This is a genomic window from Enterobacter cloacae complex sp. P15RS, assembly GCF_014895905.1.
In the GTDB taxonomy this organism is placed as follows: Bacteria; Pseudomonadota; Gammaproteobacteria; order Enterobacterales; family Enterobacteriaceae; genus Enterobacter; species Enterobacter quasihormaechei.
The window spans coordinates 208,290-227,680 of the sequence record NZ_JADBQL010000025.1 but is presented as its reverse complement, the minus strand read 5'-3'; the positions used below and the strand labels follow the sequence as shown (position 1 = coordinate 227,680).

General features: G+C 58.4%; 16 protein-coding genes. 11 read left to right on the top strand and 5 right to left on the bottom strand.

Annotated elements, in window-relative coordinates; translation table 11 throughout:
• Positions 1 to 8 precede the first annotated feature (8 nt).
• The gene (locus tag IM267_RS16415) at positions 9 to 1,061 is read left to right on the top strand and encodes a patatin family protein (protein ID WP_193033832.1); all 1,053 of its coding nucleotides are present in this window, start codon (positions 9 to 11) and stop codon (positions 1,059 to 1,061) included.
• The gene (locus IM267_RS16410; RefSeq protein ID WP_193033831.1) at positions 1,058 to 1,840 is read left to right on the top strand and encodes a TatD family hydrolase; all 783 of its coding nucleotides are present in this window, start codon (positions 1,058 to 1,060) and stop codon (positions 1,838 to 1,840) included. Before IM267_RS16415 ends, IM267_RS16410 begins: the two co-directional genes overlap by 4 nt.
• On the opposite strand, the gene IM267_RS16405 is transcribed toward IM267_RS16410, so the two are convergent.
• Together IM267_RS16405 and IM267_RS16400 are read right to left on the bottom strand one after the other, a co-directional pair.
• Positions 1,835 to 2,695 carry a YjjW family glycine radical enzyme activase gene (locus IM267_RS16405; protein ID WP_193033830.1) on the bottom strand — a complete coding sequence of 287 codons (861 nt, stop codon included), beginning with the start codon at positions 2,693 to 2,695 and terminating at the stop codon, positions 1,835 to 1,837. The two genes, IM267_RS16410 and IM267_RS16405, sit on opposite strands and share 6 nt — an antisense overlap.
• Positions 2,670 to 4,205 carry a YjjI family glycine radical enzyme gene (locus tag IM267_RS16400; RefSeq protein WP_193033829.1) on the bottom strand — a complete coding sequence of 512 codons (1,536 nt, stop codon included), beginning with the start codon at positions 4,203 to 4,205 and terminating at the stop codon, positions 2,670 to 2,672. The genes IM267_RS16405 and IM267_RS16400 overlap by 26 nt, the downstream gene beginning before the upstream one ends.
• 263 nt (positions 4,206 to 4,468) lie before the next feature.
• Here IM267_RS16400 and deoC point away from each other — a divergent pair, with 263 nt between their 5' ends.
• From deoC to deoD, 4 genes are all read left to right on the top strand, one after another.
• Entirely contained in the window at positions 4,469 to 5,248 is a 780-nt protein-coding gene (deoC, locus tag IM267_RS16395) for a deoxyribose-phosphate aldolase (protein ID WP_063867406.1), read from the top strand.
• A 103-nt stretch (positions 5,249 to 5,351) separates the two neighbouring features.
• Positions 5,352 to 6,674, top strand: a complete 1,323-nt coding sequence (gene deoA, locus IM267_RS16390; RefSeq protein ID WP_193033828.1) for a thymidine phosphorylase — start codon at positions 5,352 to 5,354, stop codon at positions 6,672 to 6,674.
• A gap of 53 nt (positions 6,675 to 6,727) precedes the next feature.
• Complete coding sequence (gene deoB / locus IM267_RS16385; protein ID WP_063867407.1) at positions 6,728 to 7,951, top strand: phosphopentomutase; 1,224 nt, start codon at positions 6,728 to 6,730, stop codon at positions 7,949 to 7,951.
• 104 nt (positions 7,952 to 8,055) lie between these two features.
• Positions 8,056 to 8,775, top strand: a complete 720-nt coding sequence (gene deoD / locus IM267_RS16380; RefSeq protein WP_003856538.1) for a purine-nucleoside phosphorylase — start codon at positions 8,056 to 8,058, stop codon at positions 8,773 to 8,775.
• 85 nt (positions 8,776 to 8,860) lie between these two features.
• On the opposite strand, the gene lplA is transcribed toward deoD, so the two are convergent.
• Both lplA and IM267_RS16370 read right to left on the bottom strand, forming a co-directional pair.
• Entirely contained in the window at positions 8,861 to 9,877 is a 1,017-nt protein-coding gene (gene lplA / locus IM267_RS16375) for a lipoate--protein ligase LplA (RefSeq protein ID WP_193033827.1), read from the bottom strand.
• 39 nt (positions 9,878 to 9,916) lie between these two features.
• Positions 9,917 to 10,561 (bottom strand): YtjB family periplasmic protein, encoded by a 645-nt coding sequence (locus tag IM267_RS16370; RefSeq protein ID WP_063867409.1) that lies wholly within the window; start codon positions 10,559 to 10,561, stop codon positions 9,917 to 9,919.
• A 117-nt stretch (positions 10,562 to 10,678) separates the two neighbouring features.
• On the opposite strand from IM267_RS16370, the gene serB reads away from it, so the two are divergent.
• From serB to IM267_RS16350, 4 genes are all read left to right on the top strand, one after another.
• A complete protein-coding gene (gene serB, locus IM267_RS16365) occupies positions 10,679 to 11,647 on the top strand; it encodes a phosphoserine phosphatase (RefSeq protein WP_107534658.1) in 969 nt (322 codons plus the stop codon).
• A 74-nt stretch (positions 11,648 to 11,721) separates the two neighbouring features.
• Positions 11,722 to 13,107: a DNA repair protein RadA gene (gene radA, locus IM267_RS16360; RefSeq protein ID WP_003856523.1), complete on the top strand. Its 1,386-nt coding sequence runs from the start codon at positions 11,722 to 11,724 to the stop codon at positions 13,105 to 13,107.
• Positions 13,108 to 13,142: 35 nt separating this feature from the next.
• Positions 13,143 to 14,375 carry a multifunctional transcriptional regulator/nicotinamide-nucleotide adenylyltransferase/ribosylnicotinamide kinase NadR gene (nadR, locus tag IM267_RS16355; RefSeq protein ID WP_063867411.1) on the top strand — a complete coding sequence of 411 codons (1,233 nt, stop codon included), beginning with the start codon at positions 13,143 to 13,145 and terminating at the stop codon, positions 14,373 to 14,375.
• 185 nt (positions 14,376 to 14,560) lie between these two features.
• Positions 14,561 to 15,460 (top strand): LysR family transcriptional regulator, encoded by a 900-nt coding sequence (locus IM267_RS16350; protein WP_193033826.1) that lies wholly within the window; start codon positions 14,561 to 14,563, stop codon positions 15,458 to 15,460.
• A 94-nt stretch (positions 15,461 to 15,554) separates the two neighbouring features.
• On the opposite strand, the gene ettA is transcribed toward IM267_RS16350, so the two are convergent.
• A complete protein-coding gene (gene ettA, locus IM267_RS16345) occupies positions 15,555 to 17,222 on the bottom strand; it encodes an energy-dependent translational throttle protein EttA (protein WP_006810191.1) in 1,668 nt (555 codons plus the stop codon).
• Positions 17,223 to 17,448: 226 nt separating this feature from the next.
• Between ettA and sltY the strand changes: the two genes are divergently transcribed.
• Positions 17,449 to 19,386 carry a murein transglycosylase gene (sltY, locus tag IM267_RS16340; protein ID WP_193033825.1) on the top strand — a complete coding sequence of 646 codons (1,938 nt, stop codon included), beginning with the start codon at positions 17,449 to 17,451 and terminating at the stop codon, positions 19,384 to 19,386.
• Positions 19,387 to 19,391 lie beyond the last annotated feature (5 nt).

The window sequence follows — 19,391 nt, the reverse complement described above, 5'->3', positions numbered from 1 at the left end:
AGGCAGAGGTGGGGCAGCGAATTCCCGTGACGATCGGCAATATTGCGCCGCTGACGTTAAAACCATTCCATGCAGGCCAGCTTGCGCTGGTCTGTGAAGGGGGCGGACAGCGCGGTATTTTCACAGCAGGCGTGCTGGACGAATTTATGCGCGCTGAGTTTAACCCGTTCGATCTCTATTTCGGCACCTCTGCCGGGGCGCAGAATCTCTCTGCCTACGTCTGTAACCAGCCCGGCTATGCGCGCAAAGTGATTATGCGCTACACCACCTCCAAAGCGTTCTTCAACCCGGTACGCTTCGTGCGCGGCGGGAACCTGATCGATCTCGACTGGCTGCTGGATGCCACCTCCAGCCAGATGCCGCTGGCCATGGATACCGCGTCACGACTGTTCGATACCGGAAAAGAGTTCTGGATGTGCGCCAGCCGCGGCGATGACTATTCACCGGGTTACTTTTCGCCGCAGAAAGAGAACTGGCTGGATATCATCCGTGCCTCCAGCGCGATCCCCGGATTCTACCGCACCGGCGCGCTGCTGGAGGGGATCAGCTATCTTGATGGCGGTATCAGCGACGCGGTACCGGTACAGGAGGCGGCGCGGCGTGGGGCGAACACCATTGTGGTGATCCGTACGGTGCCTTCGCAGATGTATTACACCCCACAGTGGTTTAAGCGTATGGAACGCTGGCTGGGCGACAGCAGCCTGCAACCGCTGGTAAATATCGCAAAGCAGCATGAAACGACCTACGGCGCGATGCAGCGCTTTATTGAAAAACCCCCGGGCAAGCTGCGCATCTTTGAAATTTATCCGCCTAAGCCGCTGCTGAGCATGGCGCTGGGCAGCCGGCTGCCTGCGTTGCGTATGGACTACAAAACGGGGCGGCTGTGCGGACGTTACTTCCTGGCGACCGTCGGGAAAATGCTGGCCGAGCAACCGCCGCTTCATCGGCATAAAAGCATCATATTGCCGCCCGCCGTTGTGGCCAATGACGCGGTGGCGATGCCGCTGGTGGACGCGCCACAGGCCAACGATAGCCTACTCGATAATGAGGATCTGGCGTGACGCACTGCTTTATCGATACCCATTGCCACTTTGATTTCCCCCCGTTTAGCGGTGAGGAAGCCGCAAGCATCGCGCGCGCGGCTCAGGCCGGCGTGAGGGCCATTATTGTCCCGGCTATTGAGGCGGCGAGGTTTGAGAAAGTCCTGGAACTTGCCCGCGTTCACGATGCGCTGTACGCCGCGCTGGGTCTGCATCCGATCGTGATTGAGCACCATCTTGATGAACATATCGACAGGCTGGATGCCTCGCTGCAAAACGCGGATACGAAGCTGGTTGCTATCGGGGAGATCGGCCTCGATCTCTATCGTGAAGATCCGCAGTTTGAACGCCAGCAGACGATCCTGGATGCGCAGCTCCGGCTGGCAAAGCGTCACGATCTGCCGGTGATCCTCCACTCCAGACGTACCCATGACAAACTGGCGATGCACCTGAAGCGCATCGATTTGCCGCGCACGGGCGTGGTCCACGGTTTCGCCGGCAGCCTTCAGCAGGCGCAGCGTTTTATCGGGCTGGGCTATAAGATTGGCGTCGGCGGCACCATCACCTATCCGCGAGCCAGCAAAACCCGCGACGTGATGGCGCAACTCCCCCTGTCTTCGCTCCTGCTGGAAACGGATGCGCCTGACATGCCGCTGAATGGTTTTCAGGGCCAGCCCAACCGCCCGGAGCAGGCGGCGCGCGTTTTTGACGTGCTGTGTGAACTGCGTCAGGAACCTGAAGAGGTGATTGCCGGCGCGCTGCTGGAAAATACCCGCGCGGTCTTTGGCATCACGCTATAGATAAAGGGCCGGGCGGATCACCGTAATGTGCTGCTGTTCCAGCGCCCGCGCCAGCGGCTCGACGTCCTCCGGCGTGGCGCTCCGCCATTGCGCCGCCTCCCCGTAAACCCCATGGGCATGAAACGCGTTGATCCGGACCGGAACGTTCCCCAATGCGTGGATAAAAGCGGTCAGCGATGGCAGATGTTGCAGATAATCACACCGATCGGGGATCGCCAGCAGGCGCAGTTCCGTCAGGCGATGACGCTCGGCCAGCCAGCGGATGCTCTGCTTGATCAGCGAATTTTCGCGCCCGGTCAGAAAACGGTGATGCTCATTGCCCCAGGCTTTCAGATCCACCATCGCGCCGTCAAACACCGGTAACAGCTTTTGCCAGCCGGTTTCGCTTAACATACCGTTGCTGTCTACCAGGCACGTCAGATGGCGCAGGGACGGATCGGCTTTGATCGCGGTGAACAGCGCCACCACAAACGGCAGCTGTGTGGTGGCTTCACCCCCGCTGACGGTCACGCCCTCAATAAAAGGCGCAGACGTGCGGACCCGGGCGAGGATCTCCTCGACGCTGTAGCGCTGCGCCATCGGCGTCGCCTGCTGCGGACACAGGTGCAGACAGGTGTCGCACTGCTGACAGTGACTTTCCTGCCACCAGACGCGCCCGGCCTGAAGAGTCAGCGCGTCATGAGGGCAGTGAGGAACGCACTCGCCGCAGTCGTTGCAGCGCCCTATCGTCCACGAATTGTGGCAGGTTTTGCAGCGCAGGTTACAGCCCTGGAGGAACAGCGCCAGGCGACTGCCCGGCCCGTCCACGCAGGAGAAGGGGATGACCTGACTAACTAAAGCGCATCTGTTGTTCATGACTAATCACGCGCGGCTGACGTTCCAGAATACGGGTATTGCGCGCGGCCTCTTCACCCAGCCACGTGGTGTTCGTTCTCGAACCCGCTTCCCGGTATTTCTCCAGATCCGACAAGCGAACCATATACCCGGTAACGCGCACCAGTTCGTTTCCCGCCACATTCGCGGTGAATTCACGCATACCGGCGTTAAACGCCCCCAGGCACAGCTGCACCACCGCCTGAGGATTGCGTTTGACCGTCTCATCAAGGGTAAGAATATCGCTGATCCCCGAGTGATAGTGTTTATGGTGTGGCGCTACGGCGAGCAGGTGGCTGATGGGATCCGGCTCGTCACCGTACGGCAGACGCGCCCCCGGCGTGGTGCCCGAATCAGAACTGATCCCTGACTGCGCATGCAGCATTGCGCGATGCTGCCAGCCGTATTTCACCGGCGTGTTTTCAACAAACGCCGCAAGCTGTTCACTGATGCGGTAGCCCAGCGCATTGGCCTGCTCGCTTTTACCGTACCGTCCCGCTATGCCTGCTTTCTCGCACAGTACGTTCACCGCTTCGGCCAGGCCGTACATACCAAACATCGGCACAAAACGATCGGCATCAATCAGCCCCTCTTTTACCAGGAAGCTATTCTCAAAGAAGCCGGACTGCTCATATAAAAAATCGCAGCGCGCGTCGATTATTGCGATTTGCTGCTGACAGTAGTGGGGCAGGGTACGGGTGAAAAAGTCTTCCGGGGAGTGGCTGTGCTCCGCAATCGCTTTCAGGTTAAGGCGCACCAGCGTGCTGCCGCCGCCTGCGAGCGGCAGGGAGTTGTAACAGCTCACCACGCCATAGCGACCTTTTGTGAAAATTTTATCATTCACCGGACCGTTGGAAATATGCGGCTTGCTGCACTCACAAATGTTTTTCGCCACGCTCAGCAGCAAATCGTCGGGGGTAACGTCCGGGTCGTAGATAAAGGTCAGATTCGGCGCAACCTGCTTCAGTTCAGCATCTGCGCGCAGAATGGCGCGGGTGACGGGCGTATCCGCCGGGCCGATATTAGCATGCATAAAGGCGTCTGGCAGGGTGCGGTCCAGATAGCGCCAGAAACGTTTTATTCGGCTATCGATTTCATCCTGTGTTAGAATTTTAACATAAGGACTGAGGATTTCATCAAGCTGGCCCAGATAGACCGGCATGGACGTGACGGACGGAACGTGGTGGTAAAGGATAGTGAGCAGCGAGAGGGCATCATCCAGATCGTTCGCCCCTTCCAGCTCCAGCCATTCTGAACCGTTAGCCAGGAATTTAGCGTAGTCCGGCAGCACGTAGCGCGGTTTGTAAGGCGCATGGCCTTCGAACATGTCGCAGATAAATCCCTCATCCAGCGCGGCGCGTGCCGCCTCTGGCAGAGCGGGATAGGGCAGATTGTTTTCCGCTTCCAGCGCCAGAAAATGACGTTTTTGTTCCGGGGTTAACACCGGGCTTGTCACAATGTGCTGGCATCGTTGTTGCAGGGCGTCGGGCATGTTCAACTTCCTTGAGGGTTCTGCGGATGGTGAACGAATTGTAGAAAGCCAGCCCGTTGGCGCTTTTGATCCGACAGGGGGTATCGCTGCTTTAGTCGGCGGTTGGTGCATGAAAGTTTGAAGAAGATCTCATTACAGTAATGCAAATTTGCACACAGTTTTCATTAACTGTGATGAATGTCGAAGTGTAGAGGCGGGTGAATGTTAGAATACTCACAGACCCGCAAGGTAAAATTGATACGGCACTGCCGTTGGAGAATGTTATGACCGATTTAACTGCAAGCAGCCTGCGCGCGTTGAAGCTGATGGACCTGACCACCCTGAACGATGACGACACCAATGAAAAAGTCATCGCCCTGTGCCATCAGGCGAAAACGCCAGTGGGTAACACCGCCGCCGTTTGTATCTACCCGCGCTTTATCCCGATTGCCCGCAAAACGCTGAAAGAGCAGGGCACGCCGGACGTGCGCATTGCAACCGTGACTAACTTCCCGCACGGCAATGACGACATTGAGATTGCGCTGGCGGAAACCCGCGCGGCGATTGCCTACGGCGCAGACGAAGTTGACGTGGTCTTCCCGTACCGCGCGCTGATTGCCGGCAATGAGCAGGTTGGCTTTGACCTGGTGAAAGCCTGTAAAGACGCCTGTGCGGCGGCAAACGTGCTGCTGAAAGTGATCATCGAAACCGGCGAGCTGAAAGAAGAAGCGCTGATTCGTAAGGCGTCTGAAATCTCCATCAACGCTGGCGCAGATTTCATTAAAACCTCTACCGGTAAAGTGCCCGTCAACGCCACGCCGGAAAGCGCGCGCATCATGATGGAAGTCATTCGCGATATGGGCGTATCCAAAACCGTTGGCTTCAAACCTGCGGGCGGCGTACGTACCGCCGAAGACGCGCAGCAGTTCCTGGCAATTGCCGACGAGCTGTTTGGTGCCGACTGGGCGGATTCCCGTCACTACCGTTTCGGCGCGTCCAGCCTGCTGGCCAGCCTGCTGAAAGCGCTGGGTCACGGCGACGGTAAGAGCGCAAGCAGCTACTGATTGCCAGACAATGCCGGATGACGCTTCGCTTATCCGGCCTACAGGATCGCAGGGCGGGTAAGTGTACCCGCCACAACTCCCCCGATTCCGCATGGAGGTTACCGTGTTTCTCGCACAAGAAATTATTCGTAAAAAACGTGATGGTCTTGCTTTAAGCGACGAAGAGATCCGCTTCTTCATCAACGGCATTCGTGACAACACCGTCTCAGAAGGGCAGATTGCTGCCCTGGCGATGACCATTTTCTTCCACGATATGTCGATGCCTGAGCGCGTGTCGCTGACCATGGCGATGCGAGATTCAGGAACCGTTCTGGACTGGAAAAGCCTCAACCTCAACGGCCCGATTGTGGACAAACACTCCACCGGCGGCGTGGGGGATGTGACTTCGCTGATGCTCGGCCCTATGGTGGCAGCCTGTGGCGGTTACGTTCCCATGATCTCCGGGCGCGGCCTGGGCCACACCGGCGGTACGCTCGACAAACTGGAAGCCATTCCGGGCTTCGATATCTTCCCGGATGACAATCGCTTCCGCGAGATTATTAAAGACGTTGGCGTGGCGATTATCGGCCAGACCAGCTCTCTTGCGCCGGCAGACAAGCGTTTTTACGCGACGCGCGATATTACCGCCACCGTAGACTCCATTCCGCTGATCACCGCCTCTATCCTCGCCAAAAAACTGGCGGAAGGGCTGGACGCGCTGGTGATGGACGTGAAGGTGGGCAGCGGCGCGTTTATGCCGACCTATGAACTCTCTGCTCAGCTTGCCGAAGCGATCGTTGGCGTCTCCAACGGCGCGGGCGTGCGCACCACCGCACTGCTGACCGACATGAACCAGGTGCTGGCCTCCAGCGCCGGTAACGCCGTTGAAGTCCGCGAAGCCGTGCAGTTCCTCACTGGCGAATACCGCAACCCGCGCCTGTTCGACGTCACCATGGCGCTGTGCGTGGAGATGCTGATTTCCGGCAAGCTGGCCAAAGACGATGCGGAAGCCCGCGCGAAGCTTCAGGCGGTGCTGGACAACGGCAAAGCGGCGGAGATCTTTGGCCGTATGGTGGCGGCGCAGAAAGGCCCGACCGACTTCGTGGAAAACTATGCGAAATACCTGCCAACCGCGATGCTCAGCAAGGCGGTCTACGCGGACAGCGAAGGTTTTGTCTCCGCCATAGACACCCGCGCGCTCGGCATGGCTGTCGTGTCTATGGGCGGCGGTCGTCGTCAGGCATCGGACACCATTGATTACAACGTCGGCTTTACCGATATGGCCCGTCTGGGCGACAGCGTTGACGGTCAACGTCCGCTGGCGGTGATCCACGCGAAGGACGAAGCCAGCTGGCAGGACGCGGCGAAAGCGGTGAAAGCGGCAATATCTCTTGACGATAAAGCACCGGAAACCACACCGACGGTCTATCGTCGTATCACTGAATAGCGGTATACTGATCTGATCGCATTTTTATGAAGCACTAAGTACGGAGAACAATTATGAAACGTGCATTTATTATGGTGCTGGACTCATTCGGCATCGGCGCAACCGAAGATGCAGAACGTTTTGGTGACGTGGGTTCCGATACCCTGGGTCACATCGCGGAAGCCTGTGCAAAAGGCGAAGCGGATAACGGTCGTAAAGGCCCTCTGAACCTGCCAAATCTGACCCGCCTCGGGCTGGTAAAAGCGCATGAAGGCTCTACCGGTAAAATCGCAGCCGGTATGGACGGTAACGCGGAAGTCGTGGGCGCCTACGCCTGGGCGCACGAGCTCTCTTCCGGGAAAGATACCCCGTCCGGCCACTGGGAAATCGCCGGTGTGCCGGTGCTGTTCGACTGGGGTTACTTCTCCGATCACGAGAACAGCTTCCCGCAGGAGCTGCTCGATAAGCTGGTGAAGCGCGCCAACCTGCCGGGCTACCTCGGTAACTGCCACTCTTCCGGTACCGTGATTCTGGATCAGCTCGGCGAAGAGCACATGAAAACCGGCAAGCCGATTTTCTACACCTCTGCTGACTCCGTGTTCCAGATTGCCTGCCACGAAGAGACGTTTGGCCTGGATAAACTCTACGAGCTGTGCGAAATCGCCCGTGAAGAGCTGACCGAAGGCGGCTACAACATTGGCCGCGTGATCGCACGTCCGTTTATCGGCGACAAAGCGGGTAACTTCCAGCGTACCGGTAACCGTCACGACCTGGCCGTTGAGCCACCGGCACCTACCGTGCTGCAAAAGCTCGTCGACGAGAAAGGCGGTCAGGTCGTTTCCGTCGGTAAAATCGCGGACATTTACGCCAACTGCGGCATTACCAAAAAGGTCAAAGCGACCGGTCTGGATGCGCTGTTCGACGCTACCATCAAAGAGATGAAAGAGGCGGGCGATAAGACCATTGTTTTCACCAACTTCGTGGACTTCGACTCCTCCTGGGGCCACCGTCGCGATGTAGCAGGTTACGCGGCAGGGCTGGAGCTGTTCGACCGCCGTCTGCCAGAGCTGATGGAGCTGGTGGGGGAAGATGACATTCTGATCCTGACCGCCGACCACGGCTGTGACCCAACCTGGACCGGTACCGACCACACCCGCGAGCACATTCCGGTGCTGGTGTACGGCCCGAAAGTAAAACCGGGTTCGCTGGGGCACCGTGAAACCTTCGCGGACATCGGCCAGACAATTGCGAAATACTTTGGTACGTCTGACATGGAATATGGCAAGGCTATGTTCTGATGTCATTGCCGGGTGGCGGCTGAGCCTAACCCGGCCTACAAAACCGTAGGCCCGGTAAGCGAAGCGCCACCGGGCAAAAAAAAACAAATGAAAAGGAACTGAAGATGGCAACTCCTCACATTAATGCAGAAATGGGTGATTTCGCTGACGTCGTATTGATGCCTGGCGACCCGCTGCGCGCGAAGCACATTGCAGAAACTTTCCTCGAAGACGTGCGTGAAGTGAACAACGTGCGCGGCATGCTGGGCTTCACCGGTACCTATAAAGGCCGCAAAATCTCCGTTATGGGCCACGGTATGGGTATCCCGTCCTGCTCCATCTACACCAAAGAGCTGATCACCGATTTCGGCGTGAAGAAAATCATCCGCGTTGGCTCCTGCGGTGCGGTGCGTATGGACGTTAAGCTGCGTGACGTGGTGATCGGCATGGGCGCGTGTACCGACTCTAAAGTTAACCGCATCCGCTTTAAGGATCACGATTTTGCGGCAATCGCCGACTTCGACATGGTGCGTAACGCGGTTGACGCGGCAAAAGCACTGGGCGTTGACGCGCGCGTGGGCAACCTGTTCTCTGCCGATCTGTTCTACTCGCCAGAAGGCGACATGTTCGACGTGATGGAAAAATACGGCATCCTGGGCGTAGAAATGGAAGCGGCCGGTATCTACGGCGTGGCGGCTGAGTTTGGTGCGAAAGCGCTGACCATCTGCACCGTGTCTGACCACATCCGTACCCACGAGCAGACCACCGCTGCCGAGCGTCAGACCACCTTCAACGACATGATCAAAATCGCGCTGGAATCCGTTCTGCTGGGCGATAAAGAGTAAGAGCTGTTGTGCCGGGTGGCGGCTTTGCCTGACCCGGCCTACGGTTTTCCAGGCCCGCTAAGCGCAGCGCCAGCGGGCTTTTTTACTAGCGTACTGCCTGCGCAATCCACGCCGATAAGTCCCGCAACTCTTGTTCCTGTTCCGGAAAATCAACAAGTACCGCGTCACACTCCTGTTGCAGCATATCCGCCCGATACAAACAGCCCTGCAACCGTGCCGCCAGCGCCTCCAGCGGTGCCGGATTCAGGCTATCGGTAAACACCTGCGTACGGGTGATATGGCCTTTTTCCACGTCAAAGTGCAGCTCGACGCCGCCCCAGGTGAAGCGCTCGTCCAGCAGGTGTGAAAACGCCGGTGCCTGGCCGAAGTTCCACTCCCAGCTGCTCTGGCGGGCAAAGGTTTCAGCGAAGTTGGGCAGGTCGGGGGTCTTATCGGGGGAGATCACTTCCGCCTCCACGCGCTCGCCGTAATGCTCAAAGAAGGCTTCACGGATCGCATCGCAAATTTGCTCGTGAGTAATGCCCGGCAGCAGTTCCACCAGATTCGTCACGCGACCGCGTACGGAGGTGATCCCTTTCGCCTGGAGCTTTTTCTTGTCCGGGTTGAGGTAGTTCGCCAGACGGCTCAGGTCGGCGTTCAGCAGGAGGGTACCGTGGTGGAATCCGCGATCCAGGGTCTCGCGGTAGGCGGAGCCTGACACTTTCCGGTCGCCCTCGGGCGTTTTCACGACCAGATCGTTACGTCCGGAGGCTTCGGCCTTCACGCCGAGCGCATTGAGCGCGTTGAGGACAATGGTGGTCGAGATGGTTTTATCGTATTCAGGCTTGCCCGCCATAAAGGTAAAGCAGGTATTGCCCAGATCGTGAAACACCGCGCCGCCGCCGCTGCTGCGGCGCGCAAGGCGGACGTTGTCCTCTTCCATACGGCGGGTGTTACACTCTTTCCACGGGTTTTGCGCGCGGCCAATGACGACCGTATCGGCGTTGCGCCAGAGAAACAGCACGCGCTGAGTGGCGGGCATCTGGCGGAAGATGCACTCTTCCACCGCGAGATTAAACCAGGGATCGTAAGAGTCAGAGATAAGCAGGCGTAACGTCGTCATGGCAGAGTTCCTTTTCCGAATCATCTGCCTACTTTATCACTATTCTTTCTTCTCGCTCTCTTCCTCTTCGGGAACCGGCTTGCTGGCGGTTAGCAGGAACGGCGACTGCTGCCAGCGGGTACGTTTGCCTTGCAGCAGCGTACGCGCCAGTACCACGCCAATCGCCAGCGAGAGGAGCAGCATCAGGCGCAAAATATTGGTGGTGTTATCCACCTGTTTGGCTTCGGTTGGCAGGGTGTGGGTATCGAGCGTCAGGCGTAAATAGCCGAGTGGACCATTTTTGCCCTCAATAGGTTCGACGATTTGCTGACTGAAATAACCGCCGGCTTTTTTGCCGTCCAGCGCCAGCCTGTCGCGCACGTCGACATGCTCACCCGCGCGGGCAATCAGGTCGCCCTGTTCATCGTACACGCCCGCATCCAGAATGCGGCTGTTTTCCGTGAGCTGGCGCAATACCTGGGCTATCCGCTTGTCGTCCGGCGTTTCGGTGCGCATAGACGGCGCGACGTTAAGCGTCACCTGGCGCGCCAGCGTGCGGGCCAGCTCTTCAAACTGCGGGTTACGTTGCCGTTGGTGATTCTGGCTAAACCAGGATGCCCCCTGCATCAGCGCCACTAACAGGGCGAGACAGATCAGGACAATCACGGCGCGATGAAGCCGGAATTTCAGTTTTGCGCGAGCCATATTCCACCTGCTGAAAATTTACGGCTTAATGTTGCCAGAAGTGATGGTTACAGGGTAGCCTCATGCGTTATTTTCCCTCGGGAACCTTCCGGCGCGAACGAAATTACAGGAGCTTCAATGCCGAACATTACCTGGTGCGACCTGCCAACGGATGTCTCTTTATGGCCAGGATTGCCGCTCTCGTTAAGTGGCGATGAGGTGATGCCTCTCGATTACCACGCTGGCCGTAGCGGCTGGCTGCTGTACGGACGCGGCCTGGATAAGCAACGCCTGACCCAGTATCAAACCAAACTGGGCGCAGCGATGGTCATCGTTGCGGCCTGGTGCGTGGAAGATTATCAGGTCATTCGCCTCGCGGGTTCCCTGACGCAGCGCGCTACGCGCCTGGCACACGATGCCGGGCTGGACGTTGCCCCGCTCGGCAAGATCCCGCACCTGAAAACGCCGGGCCTGCTGGTGATGGACATGGACTCTACCGCCATTCAGATCGAATGTATCGACGAGATCGCTAAACTGGCGGGCAGCGGCGAGCTGGTGGCGGACGTCACCGAGCGCGCGATGCGCGGCGAGCTGGATTTCACCGCCAGCTTGCGACAACGCGTGGCGACGCTGAAGGGAGCCGATGCGAACATTTTGCGTCAGGTGCGCGATGAACTGCCCCTGATGCCGGGGCTGACGCAGCTGGTGCTCAAGCTGGAGACGCTCGGCTGGAAAGTGGCGATTGCCTCCGGTGGGTTCACCTTCTTTGCCGATTACCTGCGTGACAAGCTGCGTCTGACAACCGTGGTGGCAAACGAGCTGGAGATCATGGACGGCAAGCTGACCGGACAGGTCATCGGCGACATCGTGGATGCGCAGTACAAAGCCAGTACGCTGACGCGTCTGGCGGAAAAATATGACGTTCCGGTCGAGCAGACCGTCGCCATCGGCGATGGCGCGAACGATCTGCCGATGATCAAAGCTGCCGGTCTGGGTATTGCCTACCACGCCAAGCCAAAAGTGAATGAAAAGACGGAAGTCACTATCCGTCACGCTGACCTGATGGGGGTGTTCTGCATTCTCTCCGGCAGCATCAACCAGAAATAACGGTCTGCGCTGTAGGCCGGGTAAGCGTAAGCGCCACCCGGCACGCAGGCCGCACAGAAATAACGAGGTAAACCGTGGCGAAAGCTCCAAAACGCGCATTTGTCTGTAATGAATGTGGTGCGGATTATCCGCGCTGGCAGGGGCAATGCAGCGCCTGTCATGCCTGGAACACCATCACCGAAGTGCGTGGTGTGGCGGCTTCGCCGAGCGTGGCCCGCAATGAACGGCTGAGCGGCTATGCGGGCAATGCAGGCGTGTCGAAAGTACAAAAACTTTCGGATATCAGCCTTGAGGCGCTGCCGCGCTTCTCAACCGGATTCAAAGAATTTGACCGCGTGCTCGGCGGCGGCGTGGTGCCGGGCAGCGCGATTCTGATCGGCGGTAACCCGGGCGCGGGCAAATCGACCCTGCTGCTGCAAACGCTCTGCAAGCTCGCCGAACAGATGAAAACCCTGTACGTGACGGGTGAAGAATCCCTCCAGCAGGTGGCGATGCGCGCTCACCGTCTCGGCCTGCCGACCGGTAACCTGAATATGCTGTCGGAAACCAGCATCGAGCAAATCTGCATGATCGCCGAAGAAGAGCAGCCGAAGCTGATGGTGATCGACTCCATCCAGGTGATGCACATGGCGGACATTCAGTCCTCGCCGGGCAGCGTGGCGCAGGTGCGTGAAACGGCTGCGTATTTAACGCGCTTTGCCAAAACGCGCGGCGTGGCGATTGTGATGGTCGGCCACGTCACCAAAGACGGCTCGCTGGCGGGGCCGAAGGTGCTGGAGCACTGTATCGACTGCTCGGTGATGCTCGACGGCGATGCGGACTCCCGCTTCCGTACCCTGCGCAGCCACAAAAACCGCTTCGGCGCGGTGAATGAGCTGGGCGTTTTTGCCATGACCGAGCAGGGGCTTCGCGAAGTCAGCAACCCGTCGGCCATCTTCCTGAGCCGTGGCGACGAGATTACGTCCGGGAGTTCGGTGATGGTGCTGTGGGAGGGGACGCGTCCGCTGCTCGTCGAAATTCAGGCGCTGGTGGATCACTCGATGATGGGCAACCCACGGCGCGTGGCGGTCGGTCTGGAACAGAACCGCCTGGCGATCCTGCTGGCGGTGCTGCACCGTCACGGCGGCCTGCAAATGGCGGATCAGGATGTGTTCGTCAACGTGGTGGGTGGCGTAAAGGTGACCGAAACCAGCGCGGACCTGGCGCTGCTGCTGGCGATGGTCTCCAGCCTGCGCGACAGACCGCTGCCGCAGGATCTGGTGGTGTTTGGCGAAGTGGGGCTGGCGGGCGAAATTCGCCCGGTGCCGAGCGGACAGGAGCGTATCTCCGAAGCGGCAAAACATGGCTTCCGCCGCGCGATTGTTCCGGCCGCCAACGTGCCGAAAAAAATCCCGGAAGGGATGCAGGTTTTTGGCGTTAAAAAACTCGCTGATGCGTTAAATGTCTTTGACGACTTATAATTACGTATTCGATTTTGCAGGAGGCACCGTAATTTATGTCATCATTTGACTACATCAAGACCGCGATCCGCCAGAAGGGCTGCACGTTGCAGCAGGTGGCGGACGCCAGCGGCATGACCAAGGGCTACCTGAGCCAACTGCTGAACGCCAAAATCAAAAGCCCCAGCGCGCAGAAGCTTGAAGCGCTGCACCGTTTTCTGGGGCTTGAATTTCCGCGGATGCAAAAGAACATTGGCGTGGTGTTCGGCAAGTTCTACCCGCTGCATACCGGGCACATCTATCTGATCCAGCGCGCCTGTAGCCAGGTCGACGAGCTGCATATCATCATGGGTTACGATGAGACCCGCGATCGCCAGCTGTTTGAAGACAGCGCTATGTCGCAGCAGCCCACGGTGCCGGACCGCCTGCGCTGGCTGCTTCAGACGTTTAAGTATCAGAAAAATATTCGCATTCATGCCTTTAATGAAGAGGGCATGGAGCCGTATCCGCACGGCTGGGACGTGTGGAGCAACGGCGTCAAAGCGTTTATGGAAGAGAAGGGCATTACGCCTAACTGGATCTACACCTCTGAAGAGTCCGACGCGCCGCAGTTCCGCGAGCATCTGGGCATCGAGACGGTGCTGATCGATCCTAAACGCACCTTTATGAACATCAGCGGGGCGCAGATCCGCGAGAACCCGTTCCGTTACTGGGACTACATCCCGACCGAGGTGAAGCCGTTCTTCGTGCGTACGGTGGCGATCCTTGGCGGCGAGTCGAGCGGCAAATCGACGCTGGTCAATAAGCTGGCGAATATCTTCAACACCACCAGCGCGTGGGAGTACGGACGCGATTACGTCTTCTCACACCTCGGCGGTGACGAGATGGCATTGCAGTATTCCGACTACGATAAAATTGCGCTGGGACACGCCCAGTACATTGATTTTGCGGTGAAATACGCCAACAAAGTCGCGTTTATTGATACTGATTTCGTCACCACGCAGGCGTTCTGTAAAAAGTACGAAGGACGCGAGCACCCGTTTGTGCAGGCGCTGATTGACGAATATCGCTTTGACCTGGTGATCCTGCTGGAAAACAACACGCCGTGGGTGGCCGACGGCATGCGCAGCCTGGGCAGCTCGGTAGACAGGCGCGAGTTCCAGACCATGCTGGTTGAGATGCTTAACGAAAACAACGTTGAGTTTGTGCATGTTGAAGAGTCGGACTACGACACCCGTTTCCTGCGCTGCGTCGAGCTGGTGAAAGAGATGATGGGGGAGCAGGGTTAGGGTGAGGGGAATTATCCACTCAGCACTCAACCACTACTCCCCACGCATACACCCCTGCGGCGCAATCATTTCACTGACCTGTGCTCCTCGATGAAATGCGTCTTGTTGAGGCTAGTCTGGTAAGGGGTCAGCTGCGTGATAAGATGGACAATCCAGAGCTCACCGTTCGCACGGGGTGAACAATCATGTTTAAACAGCTTCAGGATATGGCGCTGTTTGCGCTGGTGGCTGAAATGGGCAGCTTTACCGCGGCGGCGCTGAAAGCTGAGCTGCCGAAATCCAGCGTCAGCCAGCGCATCAGCCAGCTTGAACAGCAGGTGGGGATCCGTCTGCTGAATCGCACCACGCGCAGGATCAGCCTGACGTTCGCGGGCGAGCACTATCTGGTGCACTGTCGCGAGATGCTGGCGGCCAGCGAGCGGGCGGAGTATGCCATTCAGCGCCTGCGCGAAAACCCCAGCGGACGGCTGCGTATTACGTGTCCGGCGGGGATTGGCGCGACCCTGCTGGCGCATATGAATGCCGAGTTCCAGCTTCGCTATCCTGACGTTTCGCTCGATGTCTCAATTTCAGATGATGTCCTCGATCTTGTGGAGTCGGGTTTCGACGTTGCCCTGCGAACCGGGAAACCTCAGGACTCTTCCCTGATCGGCCGCATGATAGGGCACTGTCCACGCTACATGCTGGCATCGCCCGACTATCTGGCGCGCCGGGAGCCGTTAACCCATCCCCGACAGCTGGTGGATCACCGTTGTATTATCCATAAATCCTGGGCTGAATGGTTGTTGCAGAGCGAGAGCGAGGATTATCGCTTTCTGCCGGATAACGCCCATCTGACGGATAACCTGGTGTACGCCCGCGAGTGCGCGATTGCCGGGGCGGGGATCACGCTGTTACCCGCATTCCTGCTGGAAGACAAAATCGAAAGGGGCGCGCTGGTGAAAGTGCTGCCCGAGTGGAGCGTTGAGGGAAACGATCTGTGGCTGGCCTATCCGAGCCGTAAGCTCAATTCGCCCGCGCTGATGAGCTATATCGAGTTTGCGATGCAGTTTGACGAGGTGAAGCGGTATTACGTGGGCAAATAAAAAAGCCGGGTGGCGGCTTCGCCTTACCCGGCCTACAAACAGCGCAGAACCTTAGGCCGGGTAAGCGTGAGCGCCACCCGGCTTTTTTGGGCACTTACTTAGCAATACGCTTGTACTTAATACGCTTCGGCTCCAGCGCGTCAGCGCCCAGCGTGCGTTTCTTGTACTCTTCGTATTCGGTGAAGTTACCTTCGAAGAACTCCACTTTACCTTCGTCCTGGTAGTCCAGGATGTGGGTCGCGATACGGTCCAGGAACCAGCGGTCGTGCGAGATAACCATGGCGCAGCCCGGGAACTCCAGCAGGGCGTTTTCCAGCGCGCGCAGGGTTTCGATGTCCAGGTCGTTGGTCGGTTCATCGAGCAGCAGAACGTTGCCGCCAACCTGAAGCAGTTTCGCCAGGTGCAGACGACCACGCTCACCGCCGGACAGCTCGCCCACGCGTTTGCCCTGGTCGGTGCCCTTGAAGTTAAAGCGGCCAACATAGGCGCGGCTTGGCATCTCGGTATTGCCGATACGCATGATATCCAGCCCGCCGGACACTTCTTCCCACACGGTTTTGCTGTTGTCCATCGCGTCGCGGAACTGGTCCACGGACGCCAGCTTCACGGTCTCACCGAGGGTGATAGAGCCGCTGTCAGGCTGCTCCTGACCGGACATCATGCGGAACAGGGTCGATTTACCCGCGCCGTTCGGACCGATAATGCCCACAATCGCACCTTTCGGTACGGAGAAGGTCAGATCGTCGATCAGCAGGCGGTCGCCGTATGACTTACGCAGGTTGGTCACTTCAACCACTTTATCCCCCAGACGTGCTCCAGGCGGGATAAACAGTTCGTTGGTTTCGTTACGCTTCTGGTATTCGGTGTTGTTCAGCTCTTCGAAGCGCGCCAGACGGGCTTTGCCCTTGGACTGACGGCCTTTCGCGCCCTGACGAACCCACTCCAGCTCTTTCTCAATAGACTTACGGCGCGCCGCTTCCTGAGAAGCTTCCTGCGCCAGACGCTGATCTTTCTGCTCCAGCCAGGAGGAGTAGTTGCCTTCCCACGGAATCCCTTCACCGCGGTCCAGCTCCAGGATCCAGCCTGCCACGTTGTCGAGGAAGTAACGGTCGTGGGTAATGGCCACCACAGTACCTTCGAAGTCGTGCAGGAAGCGCTCCAGCCAGGCCACGGATTCCGCATCCAGGTGGTTGGTTGGTTCGTCGAGCAGCAGCATGTCTGGTTTTTCCAGCAGCAGGCGGCACAGCGCCACGCGGCGGCGTTCACCACCGGAGAGATTCGCGATTTTCGCATCCCAGTCCGGCAGACGAAGGGCATCCGCCGCGCGCTCCAGCTGCACGTTCAGGTTGTGACCGTCGTGCGCCTGGATAATCTCTTCATATTTGCCCTGCTGAGCGGCCAGTTTGTCGAAGTCCGCATCCGGCTCGGCGTATTTGGCATACACTTCATCCAGACCTTTCAGCGCGTTAACCACCTCGGACACCGCTTCTTCAACGGATTCACGCACGGTGTGCTCCGGGTTCAGCTGAGGTTCCTGTGGCAGGTAGCCGATCTTGATGCCAGGCTGCGGACGGGCTTCACCTTCGATGTCTGTATCGATGCCGGCCATGATGCGCAGCAGGGTGGACTTACCGGCACCGTTGAGACCCAGAACACCAATTTTTGCGCCCGGGAAGAAGCTCAGCGAGATATTTTTAAGAATATGACGTTTCGGCGGGACAACTTTGCCGACACGATGCATGGTATAAACGAATTGAGCCACGTTGGACTTCGCCTCTTTTATCGTGATGAGAATGAATTTCAGCCTCGAAGTGTAGCCTTTTTCACGCCCTAATCCCAGCCAGGAACGTCGGGAGTGTTAAAACGCGCAAGAAAGGTAAAAAAGTGTCCACGACGTGGCGCGTTGTGGGATGCCTGGTTAGCATAAGTTGAGGTAACTTTGACGTGGCAAGACGCTGCAACTAACGAAAAACAATGAGGAAGAGCTTGTGGAAAAAGCCAAACGGGTGGTCTGGCGTCTGCTGGCTGCCAGCGTATGCGTAATGGCGGTAAGCCAGGCGGTGCATGCCGATTCACTGGATGAACAACGTAACCGCTATGCCCAGATTAAACAGGCATGGGACAACAAGCAGATGGATACCGTGCAGGCGCTGATGCCGACGCTGAAGGATTATCCGCTGTATCCGTACCTTGAGTATCGCCAGATCACGGACGATCTCATGAATCAACCGACCGTCACCGTGAATAACTTCATTCAGGCGAACCCGACCCTGCCGCCTGCGCGCACCCTGAAATCCCGGTTCGTGAACGAGCTGGCCCGTCGTGAAGACTGGCGCGGCCTGCTGGCCTTCAGCCCGGATAAACCGGGTGCGACGGAAGCGCAGTGTAATTACTATTATGCGAAATGGGCGACCGGTCAGCAGGAGGAAGCCTGGGCCGGGGCGAAAGATCTGTGGTTGACGGGCAAAAGCCAGCCAAACGCCTGTGACCCGCTTTTCAGCGCCTGGCGCGCCTCGGGCAAGCAGGATCCGCTCGCTTACCTGGAACGTATTCGCCTGGCAATGAAGGCCGGAAACACCCGACTGGTCAACGTGCTGGCGGGCCAGATGCCAGCGGATTATCAGACCATTGCGTCTGCCGTTATCGGTCTGGCAAACGATCCCAACACCGTGCTGACGTTTGCGCGTACCACCGGCGCGACCGATTTTACCCGTCAAATGGCGGCGGTAGCCTTTGCCAGCGTGGCGCGTGACGATGTGGAAAACGCGCGGCTGATGATCCCGCAGCTGGTGCAGGCTCAGCAGCTTAATGACGATCAAACCCAGGAGCTGCGCGACATTGTAGCGTGGCGACTGATGGGCACGGATGTCACCGACGAACAGGCGCGCTGGCGTGACGATGCGATCATGCGCTCAAACTCGACCTCGCTTGTCGAGCGCCGCGTGCGCATGGCGCTGGGCACGGGCGACCGCCGCGGCCTCAATACCTGGCTGGCGCGTCTGCCGATGGATGCCAAAGAGAAAGATGAGTGGCGTTACTGGCAGGCGGACCTGCTGCTGGAGCGTGGCCGTGAAGACGAAGCCAAAGCGATCCTCCACTCCCTGATGCAGCAGCGCGGCTTCTACCCAATGGCGGCGGCACAGCGTCTGGGTGAGGAGTACACGCTTAAAATCGACAAAGCGCCCGCCAACGCGAACCCGGCGCTGACCCAGGGGCCAGAAATGGCCCGCGTGCGCGAGCTGATGTACTGGAATCTGGATAATACCGCGCGCAGCGAGTGGGCCAATCTGGTGACCAGCCGTACCGTCGATGAGAAGGCGCAGCTTGCCCGCTACGCGTTTGATAATCGCTGGTGGGATCTGAGCGTACAGGCGACGATCGCCGGCAAGCTGTGGGATCATCTCGAGGAGCGTTTCCCGCTGGCGTACAACGATCTCTTTGAGCGCTACACCCGCGACAAAGATATCCCGCAGAGCTACGCAATGGCGATCGCGCGCCAGGAGAGCGCCTGGAACCCGAAAGTGCGTTCTCCGGTGGGGGCCAGCGGCCTGATGCAGATTATGCCGGGCACCGCGACGCACACGGTGAAGATGTTTAATATCCCGGGATACAGCAGCCCGTCCCAGCTGCTGGATCCGGATACCAACATCAATATCGGTACCAGCTACTTGCAGTATGTCTATCAGCAGTTCGGTAATAACCGCATCTTCGCGTCAGCGGCGTACAACGCAGGGCCTGGGCGCGTGCGGACGTGGCTCGGCAACAGCGCAGGGCGACTCGACGCCGTGGCGTTCGTTGAAAGCATTCCGTTCTCGGAAACGCGCGGATACGTGAAGAACGTGCTGGCGTATGACGCCTACTATCGGCACTTCATGGGGGAGAAAGATGCCCTGATGAGCGATGCCGAGTGGCAGAGACGTTACTGATCGGC